Raw genomic sequence first — 11,628 nt, 5'->3', positions numbered from 1 at the left:
TAAAAAAAGCGCCTTTCGGCGCTTTTTTTATATCTGTGCCCTGGCTTACCCGGCGTGATAAGGGCGAGACAGACGATGGACAGACTCAATAAAGGCACCGGCGTGCTCCGGTGGCACATCCAGATGAATGCCGTGGCCCAGATTAAACACATGGCCGGGGCCATGGCCAAAGCCGTCCAGAATGGTGGCCACTTCCTGCTCGATGCGCTCAGGGGAAGCATACAGCATGGACGGATCCATATTGCCCTGCAGCGCCACCTTATCGCCCACCCGGCGTTTGGCATCGGCAATATTAATGGTCCAGTCCAGACCCACGGCGTCACAGCCGGTGGCGGCAATGGCTTCCAGCCACTGACCACCATTTTTGGTGAACAGTGTCACCGGCACCCGGCGGCCATCGGTTTCACGGGTCAGACCATCGACTATTTTGGCCATATACTGCAGCGAGAAGTCGTTGTAGTCCCGCGGCGTGAGCACGCCACCCCAGGTGTCAAAGATCATCAGTGACTGGGCCCCTGCCGCCACCTGAGCATTGAGGTAGCTGATGACGCTGTCAGCCAGCTTGTCGAGCAGCAGGTGCAACGTCTGCGGATCGGCATACATCATCTTCTTGATTTTGGTAAAGGCCTTGGAGCTGCCGCCTTCCACCATGTAGGTGGCCAGGGTCCAGGGGCTGCCGGAAAAACCGATAAGCGGCACTTCACCCTGCAGCTCGCGGCGAATGGTGCGCACTGCGTTCATCACATAGCCCAGCTCGCCTTCCGGATCGGGAATACCGATGCGCTTGACGTCAGCAGCACAGGTAACCGGACGCTCAAAACGCGGACCTTCACCGGTTTCAAAGTACAGGCCCAGCCCCATGGCATCGGGAATGGTCAGAATGTCGGAAAACAGAATGGCCGCATCCAGCGGAAAACGACGCAGCGGCTGCAAAGTCACTTCACAGGCCAGCTCGGCATTACGGCACAAAGACATAAAATCGCCGGCTTCGGCCCGGGTTGCCTTGTATTCGGGCAGATAACGACCGGCCTGACGCATCATCCATACCGGAGTGTAATCGGTCGGCTGACGCATCAGCGCACGCAGATAAGTATCATTCTTGAGTGGTTTCATTCCGTGTTTCCGCATCGGGTGACAAAATTTGGCCGCATTGTACCATTACAGCACAGGAACGCGAAAAAGCCGGCTCTGGCTCCCGCTCCGGTTACAAATTCACCACTGGCTATTGACCCCGGCATCACTTTTCATTAGTTATAGAAGCTGAGCCCATCAGGCAGCCCACGGAGGGAACCATGCTCGGGAAACTGGAACAAACCAAAGCCAGGCTTGGCGGAATACACAAGGCACTGGACACCTTTCTGAATGCACGTCAGCAATTACTCGTTGAATATATTCGCCTGTCTACCAACAAGAAAACACTGCCCGCCAATGAAGAGCTGCATGAGTTCTGTGGTCAGCTGGTAGATTATGTGTCTGCCGGTCATTTTGAAGTCTATGACCACGTGCTTGCCGCCTATGAAGCTTCAACGGGTAACGCCCGTGTGCTGGCAGAGCGCATTTATCCGCGTATTAAACGTAATACAGATGAAGCACTCAACTTTCATGACAAGTACCACGAGGCCGATGACGAGGTCATGATGGAGCTTGATCAGGATTTAAACCGGCTTGGTGAGGTACTGGAAGAGCGTTTCTCTCTGGAAGATCGCCTTGTTACGGCCATTCGTCTTGCCGATCACCTGGATACCAGCGAACCCGCTTCCGGTGAACCGGCCTGAAGGAGCCGTTATGAGTGAACGCAGAGCCTTCAGCCGCATTGAGTTTAACGCCAGTGCCCTGCTGATCGACGCCGACGGCCATCCCTTTACAGCACAGGTAAAGGACATTTCCCTGCACGGTGCCCTGCTGACGCTGAACACGCCATGGCAAATCAACGACGGCGGTGAACTGATCCTGCAGCTTATGCTCGATGATGGCAGCCAGATCACCATGCACGGATACCAGCGTCATCATGAAAATCATCTGCTGGGACTGGAATGTAAACAACTGGATCTGGACAGTGCCACTCGCTTGCGCCGGCTGGTAGAGCTCAATCTGGGCAACGAGCAGTTACTGCACCGCCAGTTTGAACAGTTGCTGGCAGAAGACCAATAAGGCACGCCGGCCTGACGCCGGCGCGCAGCCCCGGCAATTACAGTGCTTCCAGCGCCTCTTCCAGTTTTTTAACGGCGATCACTTCCATACCTTCCGGAGCCTGTTTGGGCCGGTTGGCCCAAGGTACAATGGCGCGGGTAAAGCCGTGCTTGGCAGCTTCCATCAGCCGCTCCTGCCCCGATGGCACAGGACGAATTTCTCCTGACAGCCCTACTTCGCCAAACACTACCAGCTCTTTAGGTAACGCCTTGTCACGAAAGCTTGATACCAGCGCCAGCAACAATGCCAGATCTGCACTGGTGTCTTCTACCCGCACGCCACCCACCACATTAACAAACACATCCTGATCCGCCATCTGCATACCGCCATGACGGTGCAGCACCGCCAGCAACAGGGCCAGCCGGTTATGCTCCAGGCCCACGGTTACCCGGCGCGGATTGGCCAGCTGGGAATAGTCCACCAGCGCCTGCAGCTCTACCAGCAGGGGACGGGTACCTTCCCAGATCACCATCACCACAGAGCCATTAACGTTTTCCTCGCCCCGGCTGAGGAAAATGGCAGAAGGATTGCTCACTTCTTTCATGCCGGTTTCGGTCATGGCGAACACCCCCAGCTCGTTGACCGCGCCAAAGCGGTTTTTGTGGCTGCGCAGGGTACGAAAGCGGCTGTCGGCAGCACCATCGAGCAGTACCGAGCAGTCAATGCAATGTTCCAGCACCTTGGGGCCGGCGAGAGTGCCGTCTTTGGTCACATGCCCCACCATCAGGATCACCACCCCCTGCTGCTTGGCAAAACGGGTCAGCTGAGCGGCCGCTTCCCGCACCTGACTGACCGAGCCCGGTGCCGACTGCACATCCGCCACATGCATCACCTGAATCGAGTCGATCACCATGACCGCCGGCTTTTCTTCCCGGGCCACATGGCAAATTTGCTCCACACTGGTTTCCGACAGCATGCGCAGCTGATCCCGGGGCAGATTAAGCCGCTGAGCTCGCATGGCTACCTGCTGCAATGACTCCTCGCCGGTAACATAAAGCGTTTTCATACGTCCGGCCAGGCCACACATTACCTGCAGCAGCAAGGTACTTTTGCCCGCCCCCGGGTTGCCACCAATCAGAATGGCAGAGCCCGGCACCAGACCGCCGCCCAGCACCCGGTCCAGCTCGCGAAAACCGCTGTCAATGCGGGGAATTTCGGTCATGGCAATTTCGTTCAGGGTCTGCACCTTGCTTTCCTGCACGCCGGCATAACCGGAAAAACGGGAATTGCGGCTTGCAGAAGATGTGGCCGGGGCCAGCCGGATTTCGCTGACGGTATTCCACTCTTTACATTCAGAGCACTGTCCCTGCCAGCGGGGAAATTCGGCACCACACTCGCCACAGACGAAAGCGGTTTTAGACTTGGCCATGCTGCCTCACTCATTAATTAACAAGCTGTTATACTGGCTTAAGTTTTTCGCTCACTCAAGCCTGTACTGATATGGACTTCAGCCCTTATAAAGCCTTGCTAAACCGTCTTATCCCGCTAAGTTATCAGCAGGACACAGAGACCCTGCTGGCAGGCTTATTACCCGATGCTGATGCTCAAACCCGCTACCAGCTGGCCGCTGAAATCAACCGGCTGAAAGCGCCCTGTCTGCGTGTGCTGGATTTACAGCAGCTGTTTCCGGAACAATGCCGCCAGGTATTTCATCGTGGCCTTAACCATATGCTTCCCCCCAAACTGGAGCAGCGTTTTATGCAGCTGCTGGGGCAATATAACGGTGATTATACCCGGGGCCTCTACGAAACCTTGTTGGCTGATCTGGCTGCCATGCGCAAACAACCGGCGTTGTTTAATGCTACTCCCTGGCATCAGCCCGGTTTCGGCACCCGGCGCAAAGAGCCAAGGGTGCAGTTTGTTACTCCGGCTGAGCTGCATCTTGAAGATGGCCATATTCAGGTCAATACCCTGGATATTTCAGTCAGTGGCATCATGCTGACGGTGCCCCCCGGATTGATCCTGCCCCAAAAAGTATCCGTATCTTTTCCTGCGCTTGCCGAGCTGCCGGAATTTGCCTGTCTGGCTGAGCCAAAGTGCTTTCAGCTGACACAGCTGCCTGTCTCAGCCAAAGAACAGGAAAAAACGCAGCGCCAGGAACGGGCTGCGCTGCAGCGCATAGAGCCGGACTCCGCCTGGCAAGAGGCGCTGTCATTGTTTATCGAACAAAACCGGGCACGTTACGGACAGAATGCCGAAGATCTGTATAGTACAGCGCTGGCACAGTGCTGGGGGCAGACGCTGCTGGAGTCCGGGCTGGGGCAGTCATTATTTTTTGATGAGCAGGGCGAATTACAGGAAATACTGTGCAACCGCTTCGGTAAAAAGCTGCTGGAATACTGGCGTCACGAGCAGGCAGGTGATTTGTTGCCGGTCTTGCTGCCTCCCGAACGAATTCTTGCCATGGCAGCGCGCCAGCATGAGCCTGTGTTCCTGTATGGTTTTAAACTGAAGGGTAAAAAGGACAGCTATCATTTTGCTGCCGAGCAAAGTCAGTTGTTGCAAAAGCAGTTGCTACAACAGTTTATCTGCGAAGGCCAACGTGCAGGTACCCTGCAGCTTTATCATCTGAGCATTCGGCCCGTACTGTTTACTGATCAGATCACCGAAAACCTGGATCTGCTGGGCAAGGAGCGGCTTTCACCACTCAAATGGCAATTATGGTTAACACCCTTGCCGGCACCGGAGCCCCGGACACTGCTTCCGGCAAATGGCCGTTTGCTGCTGCCCTGGCTGCTGACATCACCGGCAAAACAAATAACCCCCGTGTTATTGCGTCAGTCACCAGCCCGCAAGGAAACCCGGTTTCGTTTTGAAACGCCGGTAGAATTACTGCTGGACGACAAGCCATTACACGGTGCCAGTGAAGATATTTCCGTCGCAGGCATGAAACTGATGCTGCCGCAGCCGGTTGAGCTGACCTTGCCGGCCACTGTTCACATCAGCCTGCCGGAGCTGAACAAACTCAGCCCGGACTGGAACCTGAAAAAGTTACCCTACCGGGTAGTCAATATCAGCCAGGGCGGTAAGGTGATGCATCTGCATGCTATTCAAGGGGCTAAAGGCCACGGTGGCAGCCGTTTTTTCAGTGCACTGCTGAACCAGAACCAGGACAAGCTGCGGGCAAGAGCCGAAGGAAGCCAGCAACCCGCCTGGATGAGATGGCTGATCCGGCAGGCATTGCAGCAGCTGTCCGGACCGGCCTTTTTACTTGGCCGCAACGATGGTGGGTTTTACGTACAGGGCAGCCTGGCAAGTCCGGTGCGGCAGCGGCTGATGACCATGCTCACCGACGATAAAAGGCTGGCGCAGCTGGGATTGCTGATTACTCGTCAGCTGCTGCAATCCATGGCAAGTGCATTGCAACGGCCAGATGGCAAAAGCCATCTGGTAACCGAGTTATGGATAACAGAAAAAGCAGATCAGACTTCACTCTTGCAGGTTAACCCGGCCGCAGAGCAGCAGCAGCAACTGATGGCAGGCCAGGACAGAGTCACTGTGTGTCTTGCTGCAGTGAACCGGTTGCAATTACGTCAGCTGACGTTAAATGTACCGGAATGGAATCAGCTGGCTGAGGTATCACTCTATAAAACCCAACTGCTGGAACAAAATCTGGCGGAGCTGGCGTTACAGTGCCAGATCTTCAACATTACCGATCTGGCACGGGCAAGAGTACAGCTTAACGGGCCCGCAGCAGCCCCAGCACCCCCTCAAGACTGAGCTGGTTCAGGCATACAGGTGCCTGCTCCTGTACCAGCGGCTTGGCATGCAGGGCCACGCCCAGACCGGCTTTAGCCAGCATGTGCAGATCATTGGCACCATCGCCAATGGCCACTGTCTGGCTGAGCGCCATGCCGTGCTGCTGAGCCAGCGTTTCCAGAATACGAGCCTTGGCCTCGGCATCCACTATGTCGCCCAGCACTCTGCCGGTCAGCTTGCCGTCGACAATTTCCAGGGTATTGGCAAACACGGCATCCAGCCCCAGCTGGTGCTGCAGATGGCGGGCAAAGGGCACAAAGCCACCAGAAGCAATCGCCACTTTCCAGCCCATGGCCTTAAGACCGGTCACCAGCTCGGTCAGTCCCGGCATCAGCGGCATGCGGTCAATGACAGCATCAATAATACTGGCATCGGCACCGGCCAGTGCCGCCACCCGCCGGCGCAGGCTTTCAGAAAACGGCAGTGCCCCTTCCATCGCAGCTCGGGTCACAGCGGCTACTTCTTCACCCACCCCTGCCAGCGCGGCAATTTCATCTATACATTCAATCTGAATGGCGGTGGAGTCCATATCCATCAGCACCAGACCGGGCTGGTTACTTGACGGCAGCTCAGGTACACAGGCTACATCCCAGTCGGTTGCCTGCTGCTGCAGCGCGGCCTTGAGCGCAGGAGACCAGGACGACAACCGCAGCACGGCGAGCTCACGAGCTGCCACCGTCTCTACCTTGCACAGCTCAGCGTTTACACCGGCTTCATCCAGCACCTGCAGGCTGCTGACAAATGCCTGCTTGTTCAGCTGTTCCGCCAGCAAAACCAGCCAGCCACCGGTAGCCGGCAACTGCCCTGCTATCCATTTGCCCTGCTGCCAAAGATATGTTTGCTGGGCCAGCACGCCCTGCCATTGCACCACACGCTCGTGCAACTCATTTAGAAACAGTGCCACTTTTCTTCCTTTCATGACGACAAACCGGCGCTCAGGGTAGCGTATTGCTTTTTAAGCAGGCAAGAGACAATATTGGCGGTCATGAGAAAGCTTCCATCAGATTACAAACGCTGGCTCGGGCCGCTGGCAGCCTTGCTGCTGCTACTGCTGGCACTACAGCAGTGGCTGGCACTGAACCAGCTGGGCCAGCGCTGGCAGCGGCTGCCGTATCAAAACTCGGCGTCGGCCCTGGCCGACTTTGCCGAATTTCAGGCACTGCGGGCACTGACCGCCGAAGACAGCGATGCCCAGCAGCAGCTGGTCACCGAGCTCAGCCAGTCGCCTTTTGTGCTGGGGGCACGTCTGTACGACGGTGGCGGACGTCTGCTGGCCGCCGTCACCCCCAATAAAAGCAACAACAGCCGGGATTATGTGCGTGCTATTTACCAGCAGGAGCGCATTGCCGGCTTTCTGCAACTCAATATGGCCAGTGCTGCACTGAATGATGAGCAGGTATCCATCTGGCGGCGTATATATCAGCACCTGAGCTGGCTGCTGCCCCTGACCAGCGCGCTGGGCGCTCTGCTGGTCTTTACCCTGCTCCGCCTGCGCCGGCCATCAGACTTCCAGTAACACCGACTCCAGCGCGACTTCCATCATTTGATCAAAACCGGTCTGGCGTTGGTCAGCGCTGAGTTGTTCGCCCCGCAGAATATGATCCGACACGGTACAGATGGTCAGCGCCTGAGCACCGTATTCCGCCGCCACACCATAAAGACCCGCCGCTTCCATTTCGACACCCACTATGCCGTAACGCCTGAGCAGCTCAAACAGCTCGCTCTGCGGGGTATAGAAAAGATCTGCCGAAAACAGGTTACCCACCTTGACCGGCACCCTAAGGTTATTAGCCGCCATCACTGCATTCTGAGTCAGCGCAAAGTCGGCTATGGCCGCCAGATCATGATCCATAAAGCGAGTGCGGTTCACTTTTGATTCGGTACTGGCTCCCAGGCCAATCACTAGATCCATCAGCCTGATGTCGTCCCGTACTGCACCGCAGGAACCTACCCGAATCAGTTTTTTTACATCAAACTCGGTGATTAGTTCCTTGGCATAAATGGACACGGAAGGAATGCCCATGCCATGACCCATCACGGATACGCTTCTGCCCTTGTAGCTGCCGGTAAAGCCCAGCATATTGCGCACTCCATTCACCTGGCGCACATTGGCAAGAAAGGTATCGGCAATGTATTTGGCCCGCAGCGGATCGCCGGGCATCAGCACAGTATCGGCAAAATCGCCACGCTCAGCCTTGATATGAGGAGTCGCCATTGTCTCTTCCCGTTAACGAATAAAAAATTCAGAGAAAGGAACGCCCGTAATTCATGGGGCTGGTTCCAAAGTAATTTGCCAGTGTCTGCCCGATATCGGCAAAGGTATCCCGCTGGCCCAGCGAACCCGGCTCAAGACCGGCACCGGTGGCCAGCACGGGAATATATTCCCGTGTATGCTCGGTGCCGGGCCAGGTGGGATCACAGCCATGATCCGCGGTCAGGATCAGCAGATCATCAGGCGCAAGCTGGCCGATAAGCTCGGGCAGACGACGATCAAAGGCTTCCAGCGCAGCCGCATATCCCGCCACGTTTCGTCTGTGGCCGAAGCTTGAGTCAAACTCCACAAAGTTGGTCATTATCAGGGTATTGTGGCCGGCCCGGCTCAGCTCACTCAGAGTGGCGTCAAACAAGGCATCATGGCCGCTGGCCTTGATCTTGCGGGTGATGCCGCAGTGCGCGTAAATGTCGGCGATTTTGCCGATGGACACCACCTCGCCGTTGAGCTCGTCGGTCAGCTTCTGCAGCACTGTGGAAGCCGGCGGCTCAATACTGTAATCCCGGCGGTTACCGGTGCGCACAAAATCGACGGCACTCTCGCCCACAAAGGGCCGGGCAATAACCCGGCCGATGTTGTACGGCATCAGTAATTTCCGGGCAATCTCGCACAGGGCATAGAGCCGATCCAGGCCAAAGTACTGCTCGTGGCAGGCAATCTGAAATACCGAATCGGCCGAGGTGTAGCAGATGGGTTTGCCGGTGCGCACATGCTCCTCGCCCAGCTGTTCCAGAATGGTGGTGCCGGAGGCATGGCAATTGCCGAGAATGCCCGGTAAATCAGCCTGACTGACCAGACCATTCACCAAGGATGCGGGAAAGCTGTTGTCGGTGTCGGTAAAGTAGCCCCAGTCAAACAGCACGGGCACACCGGCAATTTCCCAGTGGCCCGATGGCGTGTCCTTGCCCGACGACAGCTCGGCGGCATAGCCGTAACTGCCGGTCACTTCGGCGGGCAGCTGCACCCCTTTAGCCACTGCTCCCGTGCTGCCGGCATGGGCATGAAACAGCCCCAGCCGGGCCAGATTGGGCAAGTGAAGCAGGCCGCTGCGGCCATCATTGGCCCGGCCTTCGGCACAGGCGGCAGCAATATGCCCCAGGGTATCGGCGCCGGCGTCGCCAAACTTGGCGGCATCGGGAGCGGCACCAATACCAAAAGAGTCCAGTACCAGCACAATAGCGCGTTTCATCGGGTCTCCTTCCGCCTTTACCAGCGGCATCAATCAGATCAATATCCGGCCGTTTTATTGGCGTGCTGCTCAGGTAGCTGCAACACCTTAAGCAGGTCACGCAACAGGCCGGAAGCACCAAAGCGGAACCGCGCCGGTGTGGCCCAGCCCGGTCCCATTATCCGTGCGGCCAGCGCCAGATAAGCCTCTGCCTGCTCCAGCGTGCGCACTCCGCCAGCAGCCTTGAAGCCGATATGACCGCCCTTGTCGCGAATCACGTTAAGCATCACTTCTGCCGCTTCAGGAGTGGCGTTCACTGCCACCTTGCCGGTGGAGGTTTTAATAAAGTCGGCCCCGCCGTCAATGGCCAGCTCACTGGCCCGCTGAATAAGGACCGGCGTGGCCAGCGCTCCGCTTTCAATAATCACTTTGAGCAACCGGTCACCACAGACGGCCTTGCAGGCTTTGACCATGGCCAGGCCAATGTGCTCGTCTCCGGCCATCAGCGCCTGCCAGGGAAACACCAGATCCACCTCATCAGCCCCGTTTGCGATGGCTGTCCGGGTTTGCTGCACAGCAGCGGCAATATCACTATCACCCGCAGGAAAGTTGGTCACGGTGGCCACGCGGATATGATTCGCCACTCCCAGCTCTTGCAGTGTAGTTTTGGCCAAAGGCACAAACCGCGCATACACACACAGTGCCGCCGGGCTGCCGGCAGTGGTTACCGCACTGTGACACAGTGCAATGATATTCGCATCGGTATCGTCGTCATTAAGACTGGTCAGATCCATCAGGCTCAGGATGCGGGTGGCGGAGTCTGTCTTGCTCATGGGGTTATCTCCTGTAACGATGTGTTAAAGCGCACCCAGTGCCAGAAAAAAACCGGCCAGGGTGGCAGACATCAGGTTGGACAGGGTACCTGCCAGCACTGCCTTCAGCCCCAGACGGGCAATATCGTGCCGCCGGCCGGGGGCCATACCACCCAGGCCGCCAAGCAGAATGGCGACCGAGGCCAGGTTGGCAAAGCCACAAAGAGCAAAGGAAATAATGGCGCGCGTATGTTCGCTCATGGCCTGTCCGGTACTTTCCAGCAGCAGATCGTCCGACAGATACGGGGCAAAATTCACATAAGCCACAAACTCGTTCAGCACCAGTTTCTGGCCAATAAAGGAGCCCGCCAGCCGGGCTTCCTCCCAGGGCACTCCCAGCAAAAACGCCAGCGGCGAGAACAGCCAGCCCAGTAACCACTCCAGACTGAGATTTTCCATGCCAAACCAGCCGCCAATGCCGCCCAGCATGCCGTTGATCAGAGCAATCAGGCCAATAAAGGCCAGCAGCATGGCCCCCACGTTCATCGCCAGCTTCATGCCGGCGCTGGCCCCCGAGGCGGCGGCATCAATCACATTGGCAGGACGCTCATCGTCTGCAGTGGCGGCGTCGGCGGCACTGTGCTCCTGTGCGACCGGTTTTTCGGTTTCCGGCAGCAACAACTTGGCAAACAGCAGACCACCGGGCGCGGCCATAAAGGAAGCAGCAATCAGGTATTCCAGCGGCACCCCCAAAGAGGCATAACCCGCCAGTACGGAGCCGGCTACCGACGCCAGACCACCGCACATGACCGCGAACAACTCCGATTCGGTCATGCGGGCAATATAGGGGCGAACCACCAGGGGGGCTTCGGTCTGCCCCACAAAGATATTGGCGGTGGCCGACAGCGATTCGGTACGCGAGGTGCCCAGCGCCTTTTGCAGCGCGCCCCCCAGCAGCCGAATAATCCATTGCATGATGCCCACGTAATAAAGCACGGCAATCAGTGACGAAAAGAAGATAATGACCGGCAGCACCCGTACCGCAAAGATAAAGCCCAGGCCGCTTTCAAAGGCAGCGTCCCCCACCAGGCCGCCAAATAAAAAGCTCATGCCGTCATTGGCATAGGCAATAATCTGGGCCACCCCATCGGATAATGACGTCAGCATTTCCCGGCCGGCAGGCACATACAGAACAAGCGCTCCCAGCCCCGCCTGAATGGCAAAGGCGCCGGCTACGGTACGAAGCCGGACTGCGCTGCGGTTAGTTGAAAACAGCAGGGCAATCAGCACCAGCACCGCCATGCCCACCACACTCATGATCAGGGTCATCGTCTTCTTCCTTAAACTGAGGACCGACTCTCACAGGGTAGAGAAAAGCTGGCTATTTTCGAGCTTTATTTCAATGAAATGATGGTTTTATGAGCAAG

At 57.1% G+C, this 11,628-nt stretch carries 11 protein-coding genes; 4 read left to right on the top strand and 7 right to left on the bottom strand.

What is annotated here, in order from left to right; genetic code table 11:
* Nucleotides 1–45: 45 nt before the first annotated feature.
* Nucleotides 46–1,113, bottom strand: coding sequence for a uroporphyrinogen decarboxylase (gene hemE / locus G364_RS0111200; RefSeq protein WP_019935241.1), 1,068 nt, complete (start codon nt 1,111–1,113; stop codon nt 46–48).
* Nucleotides 1,114–1,292: 179 nt separating this feature from the next.
* Here hemE and rsd point away from each other — a divergent pair, with 179 nt between their 5' ends.
* Both rsd and G364_RS0111190 read left to right on the top strand, forming a co-directional pair.
* Nucleotides 1,293–1,775: a sigma D regulator gene (rsd, locus tag G364_RS0111195; RefSeq protein WP_019935240.1), complete on the top strand. Its 483-nt coding sequence runs from the start codon at nt 1,293–1,295 to the stop codon at nt 1,773–1,775.
* A 10-nt stretch (nt 1,776–1,785) separates the two neighbouring features.
* Nucleotides 1,786–2,151, top strand: a complete 366-nt coding sequence (locus G364_RS0111190) for a PilZ domain-containing protein (RefSeq protein ID WP_019935239.1) — start codon at nt 1,786–1,788, stop codon at nt 2,149–2,151.
* A gap of 37 nt (nt 2,152–2,188) precedes the next feature.
* On the opposite strand, the gene radA is transcribed toward G364_RS0111190, so the two are convergent.
* On the bottom strand, nt 2,189–3,559 hold the full coding sequence (gene radA, locus G364_RS0111185; protein WP_019935238.1) for a DNA repair protein RadA: 1,371 nt from the start codon (nt 3,557–3,559) through the stop codon (nt 2,189–2,191).
* Between the two features lie 71 nt (nt 3,560–3,630).
* Here radA and G364_RS0111180 point away from each other — a divergent pair, with 71 nt between their 5' ends.
* Nucleotides 3,631–5,910 (top strand): PilZ domain-containing protein, encoded by a 2,280-nt coding sequence (locus G364_RS0111180; protein WP_019935237.1) that lies wholly within the window; start codon nt 3,631–3,633, stop codon nt 5,908–5,910.
* On the opposite strand, the gene serB is transcribed toward G364_RS0111180, so the two are convergent.
* Nucleotides 5,870–6,868, bottom strand: coding sequence for a phosphoserine phosphatase SerB (serB, locus tag G364_RS0111175; protein ID WP_245541418.1), 999 nt, complete (start codon nt 6,866–6,868; stop codon nt 5,870–5,872). The two genes, G364_RS0111180 and serB, sit on opposite strands and share 41 nt — an antisense overlap.
* Nucleotides 6,869–6,934: 66 nt before the next feature.
* Between serB and G364_RS0111170 the strand changes: the two genes are divergently transcribed.
* Nucleotides 6,935–7,465, top strand: coding sequence for a hypothetical protein (locus tag G364_RS0111170; protein ID WP_019935235.1), 531 nt, complete (start codon nt 6,935–6,937; stop codon nt 7,463–7,465).
* Here G364_RS0111170 and deoD read toward each other — a convergent pair.
* From deoD to G364_RS0111150, 4 genes are read right to left on the bottom strand one after another with little or no spacing between them, the layout of a single operon-like run.
* A complete protein-coding gene (gene deoD, locus G364_RS0111165; protein WP_019935234.1) occupies nt 7,451–8,164 on the bottom strand; it encodes a purine-nucleoside phosphorylase in 714 nt (237 codons plus the stop codon). The two genes, G364_RS0111170 and deoD, sit on opposite strands and share 15 nt — an antisense overlap.
* A 28-nt stretch (nt 8,165–8,192) precedes the next feature.
* Entirely contained in the window at nt 8,193–9,410 is a 1,218-nt protein-coding gene (locus G364_RS0111160) for a phosphopentomutase (protein ID WP_019935233.1), read from the bottom strand.
* 38 nt (nt 9,411–9,448) lie between these two features.
* The gene (deoC, locus tag G364_RS0111155; RefSeq protein ID WP_019935232.1) at nt 9,449–10,222 is read right to left on the bottom strand and encodes a deoxyribose-phosphate aldolase; all 774 of its coding nucleotides are present in this window, start codon (nt 10,220–10,222) and stop codon (nt 9,449–9,451) included.
* 24 nt (nt 10,223–10,246) lie between these two features.
* A complete protein-coding gene (locus G364_RS0111150) occupies nt 10,247–11,530 on the bottom strand; it encodes a NupC/NupG family nucleoside CNT transporter (protein WP_019935231.1) in 1,284 nt (427 codons plus the stop codon).
* Nucleotides 11,531–11,628: the final 98 nt, after the last annotated feature.

Source organism: Oceanimonas smirnovii ATCC BAA-899 (assembly GCF_000381965.1).
Classification (GTDB): Bacteria; Pseudomonadota; Gammaproteobacteria; order Enterobacterales; family Aeromonadaceae; genus Oceanimonas; species Oceanimonas smirnovii.
This window is presented reverse-complemented; position numbering and strand designations above follow the sequence as displayed.

Coding starts and splice junctions, on each gene's coding strand:
- hemE (WP_019935241.1), bottom strand. CDS start 1,113: ATGAAACCACTCAAGAATGATACTTATCTGCGTGCGCTGATGCGTCAG.
- rsd (WP_019935240.1), top strand. CDS start 1,293: ATGCTCGGGAAACTGGAACAAACCAAAGCCAGGCTTGGCGGAATACAC.
- G364_RS0111190 (WP_019935239.1), top strand. CDS start 1,786: ATGAGTGAACGCAGAGCCTTCAGCCGCATTGAGTTTAACGCCAGTGCC.
- radA (WP_019935238.1), bottom strand. CDS start 3,559: ATGGCCAAGTCTAAAACCGCTTTCGTCTGTGGCGAGTGTGGTGCCGAA.
- G364_RS0111180 (WP_019935237.1), top strand. CDS start 3,631: ATGGACTTCAGCCCTTATAAAGCCTTGCTAAACCGTCTTATCCCGCTA.
- serB (WP_245541418.1), bottom strand. CDS start 6,868: ATGAAAGGAAGAAAAGTGGCACTGTTTCTAAATGAGTTGCACGAGCGT.
- G364_RS0111170 (WP_019935235.1), top strand. CDS start 6,935: ATGAGAAAGCTTCCATCAGATTACAAACGCTGGCTCGGGCCGCTGGCA.
- deoD (WP_019935234.1), bottom strand. CDS start 8,164: ATGGCGACTCCTCATATCAAGGCTGAGCGTGGCGATTTTGCCGATACT.
- G364_RS0111160 (WP_019935233.1), bottom strand. CDS start 9,410: ATGAAACGCGCTATTGTGCTGGTACTGGACTCTTTTGGTATTGGTGCC.
- deoC (WP_019935232.1), bottom strand. CDS start 10,222: ATGAGCAAGACAGACTCCGCCACCCGCATCCTGAGCCTGATGGATCTG.
- G364_RS0111150 (WP_019935231.1), bottom strand. CDS start 11,530: ATGACCCTGATCATGAGTGTGGTGGGCATGGCGGTGCTGGTGCTGATT.